This is a genomic window from Dolichospermum compactum NIES-806 (genome assembly GCF_002368115.1).
Classification (GTDB): Bacteria; Cyanobacteriota; Cyanobacteriia; order Cyanobacteriales; family Nostocaceae; genus Dolichospermum; species Dolichospermum compactum.
On record NZ_AP018316.1, the window covers coordinates 4,874,418 to 4,892,510 of the forward strand.

Below are 18,093 nucleotides of genomic sequence, written 5' to 3' on the forward strand. Positions count from 1 at the left end.
CACATTCCGCACTTGAATTCGTATTACATAAATTTCGTGTATTTTACTTGACACTCTCCGGTCTAAAGACGCGGAGATTCTATAGAGAGTTTCAGTCTATATCCCTCAGTTATCCCAGTTTCAGGCACTGCCTTAAATATTTGGGTTCTTGCCCTGATTTCCTTGGACCTGGCGGGCGAAATCATATCTGACAAGCGTAACTTTCCGAGAGTCCCTCGGTAGCTTTTTACGTCTTTAGTGACAATATAGTTGTATCAAGAATATGGATTAAAATCAATGCAGGATAAATCCTGCAACTAGCCTTCATCCCTTGTCTAAAGCACAGATGTAGCTGACTTAGGAAGCTACATCTTCAAGGGTTTTCGGCATTTCCCTTATAATTTTCACAAATAATTTTTGATATAACTACCGCTTTGACAATTTACAACAAAACTTAAAAAAAGTTGGCTCTACTGTTAACCATATTTGTGAGGATAAAATAGATTTTTTGTTCTGATTTTATATCAAAATATATTATATTAAAACTTTTGTTTATACAAAAAACTTATAGTCGAGCTAATTAATTTGACATTGCTACACACTTCATGATATATAGGTTTACTTGGAACTAATAACAAAAATCGCAACATCAATGGTCTATTGTTTGGATTTAGTCCCCAAAATGCTGGTAATATCACTCTCCTCAGTACACAAACCCCAGAAAAATTAATTAATAGCTACTCATTAACCGATCAACCTGTGTCATCGTCATTGGATATCTACTATTGTTGATATAGATATCCAAAATTTTAGCCTGTGCTAAAATCAGCATACCGGCACGACGCAGGTGATGGGAAAAATGCCATGTTTGAACGCTTCACAGAAAAAGCCATTAAGGTAATCATGCTGGCCCAAGAAGAGGCCCGCCGTTTAGGTCACAACTTTGTCGGAACTGAGCAGATCCTCTTGGGTCTGATTGGTGAAGGCACAGGAGTAGCCGCCAAGGTGCTGAAATCAATGGGAGTTAATCTCAAAGATGCTCGCATTGAAGTTGAAAAAATCATAGGACGGGGTTCTGGCTTTGTCGCCGTAGAAATTCCGTTTACGCCACGAGCAAAACGGGTTTTAGAACTATCCTTGGAAGAAGCACGCCAATTGGGGCATAACTACATTGGTACCGAGCATCTGCTGTTGGGACTGATCCGCGAAGGGGAAGGTGTCGCAGCCAGGGTGCTAGAAAACCTCGGTGTAGATTTGACCAAGGTGAGAACCCAAGTGATTCGGATGTTGGGAGAAACGGCGGAAGTTACGCCGGGTGGCCCCTCTGGTCGCACTAAAACCCCAACTCTCGATGAGTTTGGATCGAATCTGACCCAAATGGCCATAGATAACAAACTCGATCCTGTGGTGGGACGCGCCAAGGAAATCGAGCGAGTCATTCAAATTTTGGGTCGCCGGACTAAAAACAATCCAGTTTTAATTGGTGAACCAGGTGTTGGTAAAACCGCCATCGCTGAAGGTTTAGCTTCACGCATCGCCAGTAAGGATATCCCCGATATCTTGGAAGATAAGCGTGTGGTGACACTCGATATTGGTTTGCTCGTAGCGGGAACTAAATATCGCGGTGAATTTGAAGAACGTCTCAAAAAAATTATGGATGAGATCCGCTCTGCGGGTAATGTCATCCTCGTCATTGATGAAGTTCACACCTTAATTGGTGCGGGTGCAGCCGAAGGGGCGATTGATGCGGCGAACATCCTCAAGCCAGCTTTGGCGAGGGGTGAGTTGCAATGTATCGGCGCAACTACTTTGGATGAGTACCGTAAACACATTGAACGGGATGCAGCGTTGGAAAGACGCTTCCAGCCTGTAATGGTGGGTGAACCTTCTGTTGATGAAACAATAGAAATTTTATATGGTTTGCGCGATCGCTATGAAGCACACCACAAGCTGAAGATATCCGATGAAGCATTGGTGGCGGCGGCCAAGTTGTCTGATCGTTACATTAGCGATCGCTTTTTGCCAGATAAAGCCATTGACTTGATGGATGAAGCGGGTTCACGGGTGCGCTTGATTAACTCCCAACTGCCCCCAGCAGCCAAGGAATTAGACAAGGAACTACGGCAAATCTTAAAAGAAAAAGATGATGCAGTCCGTTCCCAGGACTTTGATCGGGCGGGAGAATTGCGCGATCGGGAAATGGAAATCAAAGCCGAAATCCGCACCATTGCTCAAACCAAGAATAACGGCGCTAGTGGTGACGGCGTTGAACCTGTAGTTACAGAAGAAGACATTGCTCACATTGTCGCTTCTTGGACAGGTGTACCGGTGAACAAACTTACCGAATCTGAGTCCGAGAAGTTACTGCACATGGAGGACACCTTACATCAGCGCCTCATCGGTCAAGAAGACGCTGTGAAGGCTGTTTCCAGAGCCATCCGTCGCGCTCGTGTCGGGTTAAAAAATCCGAATCGGCCGATCGCGAGTTTTGTCTTCTCAGGTCCTACTGGGGTAGGTAAAACTGAATTGGCGAAATCCTTGGCTTCCTACTTCTTCGGTTCGGAAGAAGCCATGATTCGCTTAGATATGTCCGAATACATGGAGCGTCACACCGTCAGTAAATTGATCGGTTCACCTCCTGGTTATGTCGGTTACAACGAAGGTGGTCAATTAACAGAAGCTGTCCGTCGTCGTCCCTACACTGTGGTGCTATTCGACGAAATCGAAAAAGCGCACCCCGATGTGTTCAATATGCTCTTGCAAATTTTGGAAGATGGGCGTTTAACTGACGCGAAAGGTCGCACGGTGGACTTTAAGAACACTTTGCTGATTTTGACTTCCAACATTGGTTCTAAGGTGATTGAAAAAGGTGGTAGCGGTATTGGTTTCGATTTTGCTGAAGATGCTAACGAATCTCAATACAACCGAATTCGTTCTTTAGTGAATGAGGAACTGAAGCAATACTTCCGTCCTGAGTTCTTGAACCGGTTAGATGAAATTATCGTCTTCCGTCAATTGAATAAGCTGGAAGTTACCCAAATTGCCGAAATCATGCTCAAGGAAGTCTTTGGTCGCTTGACGGAAAAAGGCATTGTCTTAGAAGTCACAGACCGCTTCAAGGATCGCTTGATCACTGAGGGTTACAGTCCTAGCTACGGTGCAAGGCCATTACGTCGGGCAATTATGCGCTTGTTGGAAGATAGTTTGGCGGAAGAAATTCTGTCTGGACGCATCAAAGACGGCGATACTGCTCTTGTTGATGTTGATGAAAATGGCATTGTTCAAGTTAGTTCTCAACAAACACGGGAGTTATCAACCCCTGGTGTTGAGTCTTAGTTAGGTTTTTGTAATTGTTAATTGCACGGTGGGGGATTTCGGTTCTCTACCGTTTTTTTTGTTTCGCGCAAAGGCGCTAAGGAGCAAAGAGGAGAAGGTTTTAAAATGAGCTATTTTTGTGTATCGGTATCAGGTAGCATTATTATTGCTGACCACTATAATAGGTAAATAAGGTACAGTGGAAAGAAAACCCACGAACGAACAAACTCAAGCGCTATACAGAATTTGTTACCGACTAACTAATGTTATTGAACCTGGATGGATATGCAAAAGTATAGAACTTGTCAGATTAGATGAACGTACAGGTAATTTATATGTACTTGCTGGAGAAGATTTAGAGTTTGAGATTAAACCAAGCGGAGACTATAAACCATCGGAGGATGAACGATGACATTAGTTAATTATCAAGCAATGACTCTAAAAGAATTACGTCATTATATTCTCACTCATAGAGAAGATATTGCAGCTTTTCATGCTTATGTAGATCGTTCCAAATCTGAAGGACGGATGATTACTATTAACCCCAATGATGAAAATTGGGAAAAACAAATTCAACAGGCCATAATCAAAGATGGAACTGAATCAATTGCATAATTTTTGCAGAGGTTTAGTAATGGTAAAAGATCAATTGAACGTGAATAATAACTGGGAATTTACAGAAATGAGGTAGGGAAAATAATGACTAATACAAAATCTGTTCGTCGTCGTCAACAAGGTAGAATTTTTCCAGAATTTACAATACCACCGGAAGAATTAGCTAGAAGGGAAGCAGAAAGAAATGCGCGTGGAGAAAAAGCGCGTGTTGTTTTTAATCGAGTTCGTCCTGAATTAATAAATGATCATTACAATTGGTTTATGGTAATTGAACCCAATAGTGCTGATTATTTTATTGATGTTGATGACAGTATTGCTGAAAAAAAAGCCCGGGAAAAATATCCTACAGGTTGGTTAGTGACTTTCAGAATTAATGAAACAGGTGCTTGTGACAGAATATGATATACTGGTAATGATTAATGGTAATCTGTAAAATGATAGAATCAACTACTCTGAAACTTGATAATTAATAATATAAGGAATAATTACTATGATTGCAAATAGTCATTTAATTTCAGGTGAAACTTTTACTTTTCAAGATGATTTAGATATTTTTAAAAGTTGTCTTTCTGATGATGAAATTAATGAAAAATATAAAAAGGGTGAGATTAGAATTGTTACAGAACAAGCGCGTTATCCACTAGATAGTATAGAAACTATGCTTGACAGTAAGAAATATATCCTTGATCCCGAATACCAACGTAGAAAAAGATGGGATAATATTCGTAAATCTCGTTTAATAGAATCATTCATAATGAATGTACCGATTCCACCAATTTTTTTATACGAGATAGACTATTCTATTTATGAGGTAATGGATGGACAACAAAGATTAACTGCTATTTATGATTTTTATAAAGGCAATTTTCTACTAGAAGGACTACAGTATTGGAGAGAACTAGATGGTAAAAACTATGCCAACTTACCAGATCAAGTTAGAAAAGGTATAGATAGACGCTATTTATCATCTATTGTTTTATTACAAGAAACAGCTAAAAGTGAAGAAGAAGCAGAAGAACTGAAAAGAATAGTTTTTGAAAGACTTAACAGTGGCGGAGAAAAGTTAACTCCTCAAGAAACAAGAAATGCTTTACAAAATGGCAAGTTTAACCAATTATGTATAAAACTTTCTCAAAATGAATATTTTCGTAAAATGTGGAATTTTCCTTTAGAAAGTGAAGGAGAAAAAAAATTACTGGAAAATGAATCTTATAAAAAAATGGAAGATGTAGAATTGGTGTTACGCTTCTTTGCTTATCGTCATATAGATAAATTAAAATCTCCAGTTGATAAGTTTTTAGATGAATATTTAAAACAAGCAAATAGTTATCCTGATGAAACAATGAACAAACTTGAAAATCTATTTAATGAAACTATTAATTTAATTTATCAAATATTAGAAAATTCAGCTTTTATTCCACCAAAAGAAGGACGTAATAGGAAAACACCATTAAAAACTATCTATGATCCAATAATGCAGGTATTTGCAAATAATATTTCTTACAAAGATGTTCTTATTGAAAACAAAGAGACTATACAAAAGAATTTATATTTAAATAAACAAGCACCATTTATACAAGAAGTAGGACGTAGAAATCTTTTTGATGGTAGCTATAATAATAAAAAAGATGTAGAAGCACGCATTCGATATTTTCAGAAATTTCTACAAAGCTATATTAAATAAACTTTGGTAGGAATTATGAATATAGAATCATTAGAAAACTTCACACGAGAAATAAATCAAATCAGAGAATATTTAAAACATATTCAATATGTAAATGATGTAGTTGCTTATTCTGTTCTAGAAACGGATAATGAACAAATTAGAAAATTACTGAATACTCTGAAAGAGCATGATAGAAGTTTTAGAACAGATAAACGAATATTTGAATATAAAGCATCTATTATTTCACTTTATGGACTGCTGGAAAAATATGTGGAAATATGGATTAAAGAATATCTTGATTCCCTATCTAATGTAGTACCTGAATATAATAAAATAGATCAGAAAATTAGAGATAATCATTTTGAGCTTTCTTTAAAATTGATTAATACTATTACCAGTAGAGAAACTGCCAAATATCAGCATCTTACAAAAGAGGAAGTGCTAAAGAAACTTAATGATTGTATAGTCAATCCTAGCAAATATCAAATTAATACAGATGCTTTTGTTCTTTTGTCAGGTAATTTAAAACATAATAAAATTGTAGAGTTATTCAACAAGTTAAATTTGAATTTGAATGATGAATTGTTAAAAAATGAAGAACTTAGAAATGAAATTGGTTTAAACCAAAATACTATTTCTAGAATAGAAAAGGATATTTTATATAATAAAATAAATGATTTGGTTGAAAGAAGAAACCAAATTGCTCACGGTTCAGAAGAAGTAGATGATATCCTCAGCATATCTGAATTAGAACCTTATATTCAATTTTTAGATAAATATTGTCAAGCTATTTTTCAGACATTATTTGAAGAACTTATCAAACAAGAATCAATACATATTTTTCAAAAAATAGAAAATGTGATTAATACTTATGGTAATAAAGTATTGGCGTTTGAACTTGAAAATTATACGATAAAAGTGGGAGATATGCTAATTGTTGAAACTAAAGAAGGTAGATTTTATAAAAAACCTATTTTAACAATTGAATTAAATAACAAATCATATCAAGAACTGACAGTTTTAGAAAAAACAAATATTGCTGTAAGCGTTGAGCCTAAGATTAAGGATAATCAAATATTTTACATAATCAAGAAATAATGCGATCGCTCCTAGTTAACGGTGAAGGTGGTGTGATCGCTCTTTGTTGGTTAATAGTGGAAGAAGTGCGATCGCTCTTAGGTAAACTATACTGGAGATGTGCAATTGTGCGAAGCGCAGTGCCAAAGGCGATAGCGAAGTGCTGACCGAAGGTATCGCTTGATCAAGTATAATCAGCTAATAACGAAAAAGGATGAAATAAAATGCAAGCCATTCTCCTCAGCAGCGAAGAAGTTGCCAAACGTGCCAAAGAATTATATGAAAATAGCATTCGTCAACAAGTAGAAACAGCAGAAAACATCGGTAAAATGATAATTATTGATATAGAAACAGGTGAATATGCTATTGATAAAACAGGCATAGAATCAGCGCATTATTTACGGAATAAAAACAGATTTGCTCGACTTTTTGGTATTCGCATTGGTTATAAAGTTGCTGCCTCCTTTAGTGGAGAAATGGAGCGTGATTATCCATGATAACTGGCATTATCAAAAATGGACGTGCAACTGTTAATGTCATATTTCGATTGCCAGAACAACCAGATTTTACAATTGAATTTGTGATTGATACAGGTTTTACAGAATTTCTTTCCTTACCTCCCGCAGCCGTGAATCTTTTGGGATTCCCTTTTGTTTATGATATGTACGCAAATTTAGCAGATAATAGCCGTGTGCTTTTACCAGTACATCAGGCTACTATTATTTGGAATGGTGAGGAAAGAGCAGTTAATGTATTAGCTACAGGAAAGCTACCATTATTAGGAACTGGTTTACTTGATGGTTATGAATTATCTATCCAATTTACAGAAGGTGGTTTAGTAACAATTCAAGAATTATAATCGCTCTTAGTTAGATGATGGTGGAGATGTGCAATTGTGCGGAACTCAGTGTCAAAGGCGATCGCAAAGCACCCCGCAGGAATCGCTGAGATAAGGTCAGTGAAAAAACAAGTTTAAGAGTTAAAAAGCGGTAGAGTATTAATTGCTTTACCATTTTTTGTTTTTTAACTTTTAATCATGAGCGGAATTAATCGTCAAATCACCCTTGACGTTAGACATATTGCCAAGCATTTACCAGGAACACCGCAAATGCAAAAACTTCTAAAAAAAGGAATTGCTGCTCATGTATTTAACGATGAAAATATCATGAATCAATTTGCTCAGTGCATAATAGAAGAAGGTGAGTTTATCGGCAATGTTCGAGATTATGAACGCTATGGAATGTTTTTTACTGAACCAATAGGTTATAGAATTAGTCCAGATGGTAGTAGTATTCCACTTTACTATGGGGGAGATAAAAATCAATGCAGAGAACCAATACCACGTCATACCCCGCACCAGACCAAGTGAAGAATAACTGGGAATTTACAGAAGTATGGATTGATCCGATGTTATCACCGACCTATATTCTGTTATTACTTTGCGACAGTGAAGAAAATTGTCAAATTTATGATCCAAAACAAGGTGAGAAGGTTGTATTTTCTAGTAATAATTATGAAGCAGCTAAGTTATGGTTACTAGAAGATGAGTATGAACCAGTTGAAGGTAGGCTTTTAGCTGCGGAATTAGTGTGAGTTAGTATATTTTTTGTTTCGCGCAGAGGCGCAAAGATGCAAAGAGGAGAAGGAGTGATATATTCGTTATAATGAGTTTTATTGAGGAGTATGGGTCATTCCTACATCTGAGCAGAAAACACAGTTATTTATTCTGTGTTGTTGGTTAACTAAACTATATTTACCCATAAACTTGGTTCGAGTTGATAAACGTACAGGTAATGTTTTTATCCTCGCGGGTGAAGAGAATATGATAGAAATATATCCTAATGGTAAATGGAGGTATGTGGTATGAGTCAGCCTAACTTCCAAGGTATGAGTACAAAAGAATTACGTGCTTATGTTTTATCTCATCGAGATGACCAAGAGGCATTTTATATTTATGTTGATAAATTGAATGATGAGGCAAATTGGGTAGAAATGCCACCATCAGAATCTGTTGATGATTTGATGAATTTTCCTGAGTTTTTGCAGCGTCTTAGTAATGGTAAAAGATTAATTGAAAGTGAAGAATAACTATTATGATTTTTACTGATGTGTTAGAAGCAATAAAAGGGATATCGAGTGCAATCAATTGATGTACCCACATCTGAAGCGATCGCTAATTTAAAGAAAAGATTGCTGATATGTGGTTATGAACAGTGGCTGGAGGAAGGATAAACTGTACTATTAAATCAAGTATAATAAACTAATCACGAAAAAGGATAAAACAAAATGCAAGCCATTCTCCTCAGCAGTGAAGAAGTCGCAAAACGTGCCAAAGAATTTCGTGGTACTTATTAGATACAGGTGATCAACTAAATATTGTCACCACCACAGCAGATGCAAAAGCTGTGAGAGCCGCTTCTTCTCGTATGTTCCCAAAACAAAAAAACGCCCACCGTAATTGGAGAGCGTTTTTTATTTAGCTAAACTTATTAACCGTTGATTGCAGGAGCGCTTAAAGCAACAGGAGCAACATCAGCAGCAGCCAAGTCTAGGGGGAAGTTGTGAGCGTTACGCTCGTGCATTACTTCCATACCTAAGTTAGCGCGGTTGATTACATCAGCCCAAGTAGCGACTACGCGACCTTGAGAATCCATGATGGATTGGTTGAAGTTGAAACCGTTCAAGTTGAACGCCATGGTGCTGATACCCAAAGCTGTGAACCAGATACCAATTACAGGCCATGCAGCTAGTAAGAAGTGCAGTTGACGGCTGTTGTTGAAGGAAGCGTATTGGAAAATCAAGCGACCGAAGTAGCCGTGAGCAGCAACGATGTTATAGGTTTCTTCTTCTTGACCGAATTTGTAACCGTAGTTTTGTGATTCGTTTTCGGTTGTTTCCTTAACTAAGGAAGAAGTAACCAAAGAACCGTGCATTGCGGAGAACAAAGAACCACCGAATACACCAGCTACACCTAACATATGGAAGGGGTGCATCAAGATGTTGTGTTCAGCTTGGAACACGATCATGAAGTTGAATGTTCCAGAGATACCTAAAGGCATACCGTCAGAGAATGAACCTTGACCGATTGGGTAGATCAAGAATACTGCGGTTGCTGCTGCTACAGGAGCAGAGAATGCTAGGCAAATCCAAGGACGCATACCTAAGCGGTAAGAAAGTTCCCATTCACGACCGAGGTAGCAGAATACGCCGATCAGGAAGTGGAATACTACCAATTGGTAAGGACCGCCGTTGTATAACCACTCGTCTAAGGAAGCAGCTTCCCAAATTGGGTAGAAGTGTAAACCGATGGCGTTAGAGGAAGGAACTACTGCACCGGAAATAATGTTGTTTCCGTAGAGTAATGAACCTGCAACTGGTTCGCGGATACCGTCAATGTCTACAGGAGGAGCAGCGATGAATGCAATTACGAAGCAAGCGATCGCAGATAGGAGGGTGGGGATCATGATTACGCCGAACCAGCCGATGTATAAACGGTTGTCGGTGCTTGTGATCCACTCACAGAAGCGGCTCCATACGTTAGCACTTTCGCGCTGTTGTAAGGTGGTTGTCATGTGTTTATAATTGCGTTTTAGTTATGTATGTTTTGGTAGGTGTTTCTACCTCATGAATTTATATTAATCCCTATGTTTCGATTTGTAAAGGGGTTTTCGGAATATTTTTTGATAAATCTAGAAATCTGGGTTGTTTTTATGGCTATAACCCAGATATGGCAAGGCTTTCTACTGTTAATATTTTTTATATACTGCAAACGGTTCATAGTTTAACCAAGTATGAAACCCCTCTCCAAACCTCTCCCCGCAACGGGGAGAGGCTTTGAACTTGTTCTTTGTATGATAAAAAAGTCCAGCTTCTAGCCGTTTTGAGTATATTTCTCCACAACAGCTAATTTTAAAGGATACAAAGGCTCAGATCCATTTAACTGCCAAATTCTGAATACCAATACAGCAGCAACAGTTAGCCATACACAAGAAAAAGATAAAATCATTCCCGCTAAAGGAACAGTTTGCCAATAAATCGCTGTCACCACTATAGCCGATAACCAAGGACCTAAAATCACCACAGGAACAGCAGCGCCTAATCTCCGTTCTACGGTAAAAATCGTATTCCAAGTATCTCCTAAAGCTAGATGTATAACAAACAGAATTAACGGCAATATCAAAAATTGGTGATTCATTTCCTGCCAAATTAACACCGAAGAAATTACCCGCAAAACCGCAATTATCATCCAAACTATGGGAAATGCTAAAGGTGGAGGAGACCATTTTGGTCTAATTACTTGATCATACGTTGTCCGAGAACGAGTATTATCTAAAAGGGAGAATATCCGGGAACGGATACTTAATAAAGCAAAAAATAATGTGGTGACTAAAGTGCTAAACCAAATAGGAAAAAAAGAATTATTATCAATCAAAATTACTAATTTTTCCATTCCCAGCAATACAAGAATCATCACTCCTATTTGCAGAATAGTTCCTAGTTTATAAACTAAAACTGCTTTGATATCTATTTCTTGTGTATCCGCTGCTGATGTATTTAGAGATTGTTGTTGATTCCCAGTTTTTACACCCATCACTGTGTTGACAAACTGTTCAAGGATACCACCATTGTTGGATTGATTCATAATTAAGAGATAGCGATTAGTTTGTAGTTAGTCATAATAAGTTATTATATGATATGTATGGAAATTTAGCAGCTAATAGCCGTGTACTTTGATCAGAACATCAAGCCTCCATTATTGGGAATGATGTAGCTTTTGGTAAAAGATGCGCGATTGGGTTATCATTAACTCAAATACTTGATATCATTGTTAATCTAAAATTCTCTTACTCTACCAAATACTAATATGTCATTTGTTCCTTTACATATTCACAGTGATTACAGCTTGCTTGATGGTGCTAGTCAACTACCAGAATTAGTAGATCGAGCGATCGCACTAGGAATGAAAGCGATCGCCCTCACAGATCATGGTGTCATGTATGGCGCAGTTGAACTGATCAAAATCTGCCGCAACAAAAACGTTAAGCCAATAATTGGCAACGAAATGTATATTTTAAACGGTGAAATTGACAAACAAGAACGCCGTCCCAAATATCATCAAGTCGTATTAGCTAAAAATACCAAAGGTTATAAAAATTTAGTTAAATTAACCACAATTTCTCACCTTCAAGGTGTTCAAGGTAAAGGCATTTTTTCCCGTCCTTGTATTAATAAAGATTTACTCAAACAATATCGGGAAGGTTTAATAGTTACTAGTGCTTGTTTAGGAGGAGAAATTCCCCAAGCAATTATGAGTAATCGTCCAGATGCAGCCAGAAAAGTTGCTAAATGGTATAAAGATGTATTTGGTGAAGATTTTTATTTAGAAATTCAAGATCATGGTTCTCAAGAAGACCGAATTGTGAATGTAGAAATAATCAAAATTGCCAGAGAATTAGGAATTAAATTTATCGCCACCAACGACTCCCATTTTATCTCCTGTTTTGATGTAGAATCCCACGATGCCTTGTTATGTATTCAAACAGGTAAACTCATTAGCGAAGATAAAAGAATGCGGTATAGCGGCACAGAATACCTCAAATCAGCAGAAGAAATGTACCAGCTATTCCGTGACCATTTACCCGATGATATCATTGCCGAAGCGATCGCCACAACGGTCGAAATTGCCGATAAAGTCGAACCTTATCACATCATGGGAGATCCACAAATTCCCACACCCACAATCCCTTCAGGACATACAGCAGATACTTATGCAGAAGAAGTTGCCTGGTTGGGACTTTTAGAAAGGTTAAATCGCAAATCTCGCCACGAAGTAGATCCAGTCTATAAAGAAAGATTGGAATATGAATTAAAAATGATTCAACAAATGGGATTTTCTACCTACTTTTTAGTAGTGTGGGACTACATCAAATTTGCGCGAGATAATAACATTCCCGTTGGTCCAGGACGTGGTTCTGCGGCTGGTTCTTTGGTAGCCTATGCCATGAAAATTACGAATATTGACCCCGTGCATCATGGCTTACTATTTGAACGATTTCTCAATCCTGAACGGAAATCAATGCCAGATATTGATACAGATTTCTGCATTGATAAACGAGATCAAGTTATTGATTATGTAACTGAAAAATATGGTGTTGATAGAGTTGCTCAAATCATTACCTTTAACCGTCTCACATCCAAAGCAGTTTTAAAAGATGTCGCTAGAGTATTAGATATTCCCTATGGGGATTCTGACAAAATGGCGAAAATGATTCCTGTAGTCCGGGGTAAACCTACTAAACTAAAAGTGATGATTTCCGATGAAACACCCGAACCAGAATTTAAAGCCAAATATGATAATGATCCCACTGTCCGGCGCTGGATTGATATGGCTATGCGAATTGAAGGAACTAACAAAACCTTCGGTGTCCATGCTGCCGGTGTGGTTATTTCCGCAGAACCATTAGACGAACTTGTTCCTCTACAACGCAATAATGATGGTTCTGTAATTACTCAATATTTCATGGAAGATTTAGAGTCATTGGGATTATTAAAAATGGACTTTTTGGGTTTGCGGAATCTAACCCTAATTCAAAAAACCATTGATTTAATTGAACAAAGTAAAGGATATAAAATCGATCCTGATCAAATTACCGGACAAGAAAGAAAAGCACAAAAAATACTAGCTAAAGGTGATCATACTAACTTACCAAAAGATGTTGCTAAGGCTTATTCATTATTAGAAGCTGGTGATTTAGAAGGAATATTTCAATTAGAATCTTCAGGAATGAAACAGATAGTTAGAGATTTGAAACCTTCAAACATTGAAGATATTTCTTCGATTTTAGCATTGTATCGTCCAGGTCCATTAGATGCCGGATTAATTCCTAAATTTATTAATCGTAAACACGGACGAGAAGAAATTGAATATGATACTCAAATTTTAGAACCAATCTTAAATGAAACCTACGGAATCATGGTTTATCAAGAGCAAATTATGAAAATTGCTCAAGATATGGCTGGTTATAGTTTAGGACAAGCTGATTTACTCCGTCGCGCTATGGGTAAAAAGAAAGTATCAGAAATGGAGAAACAAAAACAAAATTTTATTGATGGTTCTGCCAAAAACGGTGTAGTATCCCAAGTTTCTGAACATTTATTTGGGGATATGTTGAAGTTTGCTGAATATTGTTTAAGTTACGACACAGAAATTTTAACTGTTGAATATGGTTTTTTACAAATTGGGGAAATTGTTGAAAAACAGATTGAATGTAAAGTTTATACTGTTGATAGTAATGGAATACTTTATACTCAGTCAATTGCCCAATGGCATAATCGGGGACAACAAGAAGTTTACGAATATTTATTAGAAAATGGCGCAATTATTCGCGCTACAAAAGATCATAAATTTATGACTGAAGAAGGGCAAATGTTACCAATTGATGAGATTTTTGCCCAAGGATTGGATTTGTTACAAGTGGGTGTTAGTGAATAAAGACATGAATTTATTTTACGCAGAGGCGCAGAGTCGCAGAGAGTAAGAGTTTTGGCAGTTGCTATAAGTGGTATTGAGAATAATTTACGAAAGTTAAAAAATTGCCTAAGTCTGCTTTTTAAGAGCGTTTATCATCTATATCAAGCCTACACTGACTGATGAAGTACAGTGTAGGAATATATTACGCATTCTGGGGAGCAGCTATACTATCGGCTGTCGTTTCTGAACGAGGAAAAGTTGGTAAATCAATACCACTATGATTTGTGTAGCGGTTTTTTAGCGCTAAACGATAACTCACACTTTGCAATTCGGCTTGCAATTGGCGATTTTCTCGTTGTAGTATTGTTACTTTGTCTCGTACTGGTGTCATGCGTTCCTCAAACTTACGACGGTAAATTTGGGGTAGTTCTTGTACTACTTGCTCTAACATTCGACTACGATCAGTTAGTTCTTGTACAGACTGGCGTAATTGATATATCTCTGTATCACGATTCGTTATTTGTTCTTGGTAGAACGTTACCTGCTGTTCTACAGATTGGATTTGATCTCTTAAGGCTTGCAATTGACTAGAATCTATCTCTGGCTCAGATTTTGGTGGTGTAAAGTTAGTATTACCCTTGACTAGCCGAAATAGTTCCTGTGATAACTGTTGAACTAATTGATCACGCAGTTGCAAGTCCTGGCGCAACTGGGATATTTCCGTAGACAGTTCTTGGATGTTTGGTATATCAGATTGGCTCACGGCACTTAAAGCTCTTACTTAATATATATACAGTTATACTTGATTTCTGACTTGCGCCGATCATATCACATACTGAGCAATTTGATTAAAATAATTTAGCGATTTCTATACTATAAGTAGGGTTTGCTGATAGCGAAGCGTGGCGTAAGCCATAAAAGTTATCTGTGAGGGCTAGGAGTGAGGAGGAAGAATTAGAAGAAGAGAAGAATAGTCTTGAATCTGGTCAAGTGATAGGTTTTTGCTAATTTCAACCCTTATTCCTTGCACCTGATTCACCTTTTTCACCTTCTAACTCTTGATATATCTAAGTTTTAGCTTTATTGAGCAAGCCTTAAGTAGTTGCTTGTATCTGCAATATTTATTAATTAAGACTTGCTGATAGCGTAGCGTCCCTCTTCCCTCTTCCCTCTTCCCTCTTCCCTCTTCCCTCTTCCCTCTTCCCTCTTCCCTCTTCCCTCTTCCCTCTTCCCTCTTCCCTCTTCCCTCTTCCCTCTTCCCTCTTCCTTCTGACTCCTGACTCCTGACTCCTGACTCCTGACTCTTGACTCCTGACTTCTTGATGTCGCAGCATGACGCAAGCCATACTGCTGAAATCCTAACTCATCACTTGGGAAAACGCGGTTATTAAGCTGCTACAACTTCTTGTCCTGGTTTTTCTTGGTGAACTTCTTGTTTGACGGTCATATAACGAATTACTTCTTCGCTCAATCGCATCCCCCGTTCCATGATAGCGATTACTGTTCCAGGACCTGTGTAGTTGAGTTGAATATAAATGCCATCACGATGTCTTTGAATTTCATAAGCTAGACGACGCTTACCACGGTTTTGAATTTCAATATTTTCAGCGCCGTGTTCACGAATGAGGTTTTCGTATTTAGCAATTTGTTGTACTACCTGTTCATCTCCCAAGTCAGGACGCAGGATGTACATGGTTTCGTAAACTGTGGTCATGTTTTTTAAATTTACCTTTTGGACAAAATGGCTGAAGAGGTGTTAATTCACACAAATATTGCTGTGAGCGATAATTTTATTGATCAACATCTCAAGCAACAAGGAATTTTGACAATTTTTTAGCCATTCTACACTAACACAATTTTTAGCAGGATTTGTCTACTGGTTAAGAGTTTGTCAATTAAATTCATCAGGTTTTCGATATTTATCTTATAATTTTACAAGTTTTCAATGGCAATCATTAACCACATTCTGCATAAAAGAAGCATATTTAAGGATATTTGTCAAACTTATGGCGCAGCGATATGTGCGAGTTCAAAGTCAAGAAGGGAAAATTCACTATGGGTTGCTCCAGCTTACTCAGAATGTCGAGGTGCTAGATGCTCCACCTTGGTTGGATGGTCAACCTACGGATTTAATCCTGCCATCTAATTCTTACACAATTCTAGCACCCTGTGCGCCTTCAAAAATTGTGGGTGTAGGCAAGAATTATGCTGATCATGCCGCAGAAATGGGAACTCCTGTACCTGCTGAACCGCTAATTTTTTTCAAACCGCCTACGTCTGTGATTGCGTCGGAAAAAGCAATTAAGTATCCTCATCAGTCGCAAAAGGTAGACTATGAGGGAGAATTGGCTTTGGTGATTGGCGATCGCACCTGTGATTGTACCCCAGCCCAGGCCCAAAGTAAAATTTGGGGTTATACCATTGCCAATGATGTCACCGCCAGGGATTTACAAAAAAAAGATCCCCAATGGACTAGAGCCAAAGGTTTTGATACTTTTTGTCCTTTGGGTCCTTGGATTGTCCGAGAATTAAACCCAGGTGCGAGATTACAGACGTTTTTGAATGATCATCCCCACCCAGTCCAGTCTACTTGTATTGATCAAATGGTATTTTCCCCAGATTTTTTGGTGTCTTATATCAGTCAAGTCATGACCTTATTACCTGGAGATATAGTATTAACTGGTACACCGATGGGGGTAGGGGCTTTGCAAATAGGCGATCGCATCCGTGTGGAAATCGAAGGAATTGGTCGCCTAGAAAACACAGTTGTGGGACGTTAACGTACCTGCATATGCACTGCATCAGAAATTGTGGGAATTTCTGCATACTTACCCATCAGAGACTGGAATACAGAATAGACAACTGCGGCCAGTATACCTAAAAAGATGGTATTGGCCAGAGTTTCCATAGCAAAATCAGTGCCAGGAATCGAAGTCAAAATTCGCAGTAATACGGAACACAAAAATATAACAATATCTAAAAGAATTGCTTGCATTGTATTGAAACGAATGAAATGATTGATTTTTTCGTTTCTCACTACCAACATGAATAAGGCAAAGAACGCTATCAGTTGACCAATTTGCCCTAAACTTCCGTAAACTATTAGCACTGGTTGCAGTGGTATAAGCAGAAGCTTAAGTAGCGGAAACTGTCTAAACAAAAAACTACCAAAGCCTAGACTGTCAATCAAAGGCAGCAAATAAGGTAAACAAGCGAAAATTCTATCAGGGAAAGTTGTAGACCCGCGCCAAGACATTTTGTGTTCTCCTGTGGCTAAATTTCAACAGCTATTGAGCTTAGGATAACGCAGATGCTTGACCTTGCTGGTAAATCTATTCTATATTGGCGACGCGAAAGCCCATAACACACTCGTACTGATCTGGCTGTTGTTCTGTAAACTTATTAATTGCTTGACCACAGCGCAGTTTACCTCCACCCCAGCGAGGTTGTCCACTACCATTTGCTAGTAAACAAGACTGACAGACCTTTTCAGAGCTAAGGATTTGATTGTCCATGAGAATGACTAACATCTCAACCCCCTCTTTTCCTAAATAGAGCAATTAAAAAAATTGACAATAGAGAAAATTTGCCACAGTGGTATGCACTTGCGTGAAATACAGAATTGATAAAAAACGATATAATACCAAACCCTGGCGATTAGAAAGATGCCTCCGGCACGCTAACGCGAACGCGGAACTATACAAACCAAGTCCGCCTACGCGGACTCAGGAAAAATCAAGGGTTTTGCCTGTGTAGCCGTGACTTCCAGTCGCTAGGTGCAAAATGTGAGTCTCCCCTTGTTGCTATTGTATCTTGTATATTTAAGAGTTTTGTGAGTTTAGGTACAAAATAATACCTAAATTCCAACCACCACGTTGATTAAAGTCAACAATTCTTAGATAATGACCTTCCCCGTTCTCAAAGGTTTTCCGTCTTAATTCTTATAATAAACAAATTGCCTAATTTACAA

Annotated in this window: 22 protein-coding genes and 1 pseudogene; 16 read left to right on the forward strand and 7 right to left on the reverse strand. The window is 38.0% G+C overall.

Annotated elements, in window-relative coordinates; all coding sequences use genetic code 11:
* The first annotated feature begins 843 nt into the window (after positions 1-843).
* The 9 genes from CA730_RS22695 to CA730_RS22730 all read left to right on the forward strand — a co-directional run bounded on the left by CA730_RS22695 (position 844) and on the right by CA730_RS22730 (position 7,511).
* Positions 844-3,315, forward strand: coding sequence for an ATP-dependent Clp protease ATP-binding subunit (locus CA730_RS22695; RefSeq protein ID WP_096670767.1), 2,472 nt, complete (start codon positions 844-846; stop codon positions 3,313-3,315).
* Positions 3,316-3,493: 178 nt separating this feature from the next.
* Positions 3,494-3,706 carry a DUF6888 family protein gene (locus tag CA730_RS26525; protein WP_027404745.1) on the forward strand — a complete coding sequence of 71 codons (213 nt, stop codon included), beginning with the start codon at positions 3,494-3,496 and terminating at the stop codon, positions 3,704-3,706.
* A complete protein-coding gene (locus CA730_RS22705) occupies positions 3,703-3,909 on the forward strand; it encodes a DUF6887 family protein (protein ID WP_027404744.1) in 207 nt (68 codons plus the stop codon). Before CA730_RS26525 ends, CA730_RS22705 begins: the two co-directional genes overlap by 4 nt.
* An 84-nt stretch (positions 3,910-3,993) precedes the next feature.
* The gene (locus tag CA730_RS22710; RefSeq protein ID WP_096670769.1) at positions 3,994-4,311 is read left to right on the forward strand and encodes a hypothetical protein; all 318 of its coding nucleotides are present in this window, start codon (positions 3,994-3,996) and stop codon (positions 4,309-4,311) included.
* Positions 4,312-4,399: 88 nt separating this feature from the next.
* The gene (locus CA730_RS22715) at positions 4,400-5,593 is read left to right on the forward strand and encodes a DUF262 domain-containing protein (protein ID WP_096670771.1); all 1,194 of its coding nucleotides are present in this window, start codon (positions 4,400-4,402) and stop codon (positions 5,591-5,593) included.
* Positions 5,594-5,608: 15 nt separating this feature from the next.
* The gene (locus CA730_RS22720) at positions 5,609-6,673 is read left to right on the forward strand and encodes an MAE_28990/MAE_18760 family HEPN-like nuclease (protein ID WP_096670773.1); all 1,065 of its coding nucleotides are present in this window, start codon (positions 5,609-5,611) and stop codon (positions 6,671-6,673) included.
* Positions 6,673-6,819, forward strand: coding sequence for a hypothetical protein (locus tag CA730_RS24745; RefSeq protein WP_157750046.1), 147 nt, complete (start codon positions 6,673-6,675; stop codon positions 6,817-6,819). Before CA730_RS22720 ends, CA730_RS24745 begins: the two co-directional genes overlap by 1 nt.
* A gap of 57 nt (positions 6,820-6,876) precedes the next feature.
* Positions 6,877-7,149: a hypothetical protein gene (locus CA730_RS22725; RefSeq protein WP_096670775.1), complete on the forward strand. Its 273-nt coding sequence runs from the start codon at positions 6,877-6,879 to the stop codon at positions 7,147-7,149.
* Positions 7,146-7,511, forward strand: a complete 366-nt coding sequence (locus CA730_RS22730) for a clan AA aspartic protease (RefSeq protein ID WP_096670777.1) — start codon at positions 7,146-7,148, stop codon at positions 7,509-7,511. Before CA730_RS22725 ends, CA730_RS22730 begins: the two co-directional genes overlap by 4 nt.
* 10 nt (positions 7,512-7,521) lie before the next feature.
* Here CA730_RS22730 and CA730_RS24750 read toward each other — a convergent pair whose 3' ends face one another.
* The gene (locus tag CA730_RS24750) at positions 7,522-7,665 is read right to left on the reverse strand and encodes a hypothetical protein (protein ID WP_157750047.1); all 144 of its coding nucleotides are present in this window, start codon (positions 7,663-7,665) and stop codon (positions 7,522-7,524) included.
* 95 nt (positions 7,666-7,760) lie between these two features.
* On the opposite strand from CA730_RS24750, the pseudogene CA730_RS26530 reads away from it, so the two are divergent.
* The 5 genes and pseudogenes from CA730_RS26530 to CA730_RS22745 all read left to right on the forward strand — a co-directional run.
* Positions 7,761-7,889, forward strand: a pseudogene (locus tag CA730_RS26530) (DUF6972 family protein); the annotation flags it as partial.
* 67 nt (positions 7,890-7,956) lie between these two features.
* Complete coding sequence (locus CA730_RS26535; RefSeq protein ID WP_407919810.1) at positions 7,957-8,028, forward strand: DUF6972 family protein; 72 nt, start codon at positions 7,957-7,959, stop codon at positions 8,026-8,028.
* On the forward strand, positions 8,018-8,245 hold the full coding sequence (locus CA730_RS22740) for a hypothetical protein (protein ID WP_407919755.1): 228 nt from the start codon (positions 8,018-8,020) through the stop codon (positions 8,243-8,245). The genes CA730_RS26535 and CA730_RS22740 overlap by 11 nt, the downstream gene beginning before the upstream one ends.
* A gap of 97 nt (positions 8,246-8,342) precedes the next feature.
* A complete protein-coding gene (locus CA730_RS26540) occupies positions 8,343-8,519 on the forward strand; it encodes a DUF6888 family protein (protein WP_371416113.1) in 177 nt (58 codons plus the stop codon).
* Entirely contained in the window at positions 8,516-8,740 is a 225-nt protein-coding gene (locus CA730_RS22745; RefSeq protein ID WP_096670781.1) for a DUF6887 family protein, read from the forward strand. The genes CA730_RS26540 and CA730_RS22745 overlap by 4 nt, the downstream gene beginning before the upstream one ends.
* A gap of 401 nt (positions 8,741-9,141) precedes the next feature.
* Here the strand turns inward: CA730_RS22745 and psbA are convergent, their stop codons facing one another.
* Positions 9,142-10,224 (reverse strand): photosystem II q(b) protein, encoded by a 1,083-nt coding sequence (psbA, locus tag CA730_RS22755; RefSeq protein ID WP_027404089.1) that lies wholly within the window; start codon positions 10,222-10,224, stop codon positions 9,142-9,144.
* Between the two features lie 299 nt (positions 10,225-10,523).
* Positions 10,524-11,294, reverse strand: a complete 771-nt coding sequence (locus CA730_RS22760) for a TspO/MBR family protein (protein ID WP_096670783.1) — start codon at positions 11,292-11,294, stop codon at positions 10,524-10,526.
* Between the two features lie 222 nt (positions 11,295-11,516).
* On the opposite strand from CA730_RS22760, the gene CA730_RS22765 reads away from it, so the two are divergent.
* Entirely contained in the window at positions 11,517-14,144 is a 2,628-nt protein-coding gene (locus CA730_RS22765) for a DNA polymerase III subunit alpha (RefSeq protein ID WP_096670785.1), read from the forward strand.
* 181 nt (positions 14,145-14,325) lie between these two features.
* On the opposite strand, the gene CA730_RS22770 is transcribed toward CA730_RS22765, so the two are convergent.
* Entirely contained in the window at positions 14,326-14,886 is a 561-nt protein-coding gene (locus CA730_RS22770; RefSeq protein WP_096670787.1) for an Npun_F5560 family protein, read from the reverse strand.
* Between the two features lie 624 nt (positions 14,887-15,510).
* Entirely contained in the window at positions 15,511-15,837 is a 327-nt protein-coding gene (rpsF, locus tag CA730_RS22780) for a 30S ribosomal protein S6 (protein ID WP_096670791.1), read from the reverse strand.
* 292 nt (positions 15,838-16,129) lie between these two features.
* On the opposite strand from rpsF, the gene CA730_RS22785 reads away from it, so the two are divergent.
* Positions 16,130-16,903, forward strand: a complete 774-nt coding sequence (locus CA730_RS22785; protein WP_096670793.1) for a fumarylacetoacetate hydrolase family protein — start codon at positions 16,130-16,132, stop codon at positions 16,901-16,903.
* Here the strand turns inward: CA730_RS22785 and CA730_RS22790 are convergent.
* Both CA730_RS22790 and CA730_RS22795 read right to left on the reverse strand, forming a co-directional pair.
* Positions 16,900-17,379 carry a Tic20 family protein gene (locus CA730_RS22790; protein ID WP_096670795.1) on the reverse strand — a complete coding sequence of 160 codons (480 nt, stop codon included), beginning with the start codon at positions 17,377-17,379 and terminating at the stop codon, positions 16,900-16,902. The two genes, CA730_RS22785 and CA730_RS22790, sit on opposite strands and share 4 nt — an antisense overlap.
* Before the next feature lie 76 nt (positions 17,380-17,455).
* Entirely contained in the window at positions 17,456-17,653 is a 198-nt protein-coding gene (locus CA730_RS22795; RefSeq protein ID WP_096670797.1) for a hypothetical protein, read from the reverse strand.
* Positions 17,654-18,093 lie beyond the last annotated feature (440 nt).

Excerpts from the sequence above, each read along its gene's own strand:
- CA730_RS22695 (WP_096670767.1), top strand. The coding sequence starts at position 844 with ATGTTTGAACGCTTCACAGAAAAAGCCATTAAGGTAATCATGCTGGCC.
- CA730_RS22705 (WP_027404744.1), top strand. The coding sequence starts at position 3,703 with ATGACATTAGTTAATTATCAAGCAATGACTCTAAAAGAATTACGTCAT.
- CA730_RS22710 (WP_096670769.1), top strand. The coding sequence starts at position 3,994 with ATGACTAATACAAAATCTGTTCGTCGTCGTCAACAAGGTAGAATTTTT.
- CA730_RS22715 (WP_096670771.1), top strand. The coding sequence starts at position 4,400 with ATGATTGCAAATAGTCATTTAATTTCAGGTGAAACTTTTACTTTTCAA.
- CA730_RS22720 (WP_096670773.1), top strand. The coding sequence starts at position 5,609 with ATGAATATAGAATCATTAGAAAACTTCACACGAGAAATAAATCAAATC.
- CA730_RS24745 (WP_157750046.1), top strand. The coding sequence starts at position 6,673 with ATGCGATCGCTCCTAGTTAACGGTGAAGGTGGTGTGATCGCTCTTTGT.
- CA730_RS22725 (WP_096670775.1), top strand. The coding sequence starts at position 6,877 with ATGCAAGCCATTCTCCTCAGCAGCGAAGAAGTTGCCAAACGTGCCAAA.
- CA730_RS22730 (WP_096670777.1), top strand. The coding sequence starts at position 7,146 with ATGATAACTGGCATTATCAAAAATGGACGTGCAACTGTTAATGTCATA.
- CA730_RS24750 (WP_157750047.1), bottom strand. The coding sequence starts at position 7,665 with ATGGTAAAGCAATTAATACTCTACCGCTTTTTAACTCTTAAACTTGTT.
- CA730_RS22745 (WP_096670781.1), top strand. The coding sequence starts at position 8,516 with ATGAGTCAGCCTAACTTCCAAGGTATGAGTACAAAAGAATTACGTGCT.
- psbA (WP_027404089.1), bottom strand. The coding sequence starts at position 10,224 with ATGACAACCACCTTACAACAGCGCGAAAGTGCTAACGTATGGAGCCGC.
- CA730_RS22760 (WP_096670783.1), bottom strand. The coding sequence starts at position 11,294 with ATGAATCAATCCAACAATGGTGGTATCCTTGAACAGTTTGTCAACACA.
- CA730_RS22765 (WP_096670785.1), top strand. The coding sequence starts at position 11,517 with ATGTCATTTGTTCCTTTACATATTCACAGTGATTACAGCTTGCTTGAT.
- rpsF (WP_096670791.1), bottom strand. The coding sequence starts at position 15,837 with ATGACCACAGTTTACGAAACCATGTACATCCTGCGTCCTGACTTGGGA.
- CA730_RS22785 (WP_096670793.1), top strand. The coding sequence starts at position 16,130 with ATGGCGCAGCGATATGTGCGAGTTCAAAGTCAAGAAGGGAAAATTCAC.
- CA730_RS22790 (WP_096670795.1), bottom strand. The coding sequence starts at position 17,379 with ATGTCTTGGCGCGGGTCTACAACTTTCCCTGATAGAATTTTCGCTTGT.
- CA730_RS22795 (WP_096670797.1), bottom strand. The coding sequence starts at position 17,653 with ATGTTAGTCATTCTCATGGACAATCAAATCCTTAGCTCTGAAAAGGTC.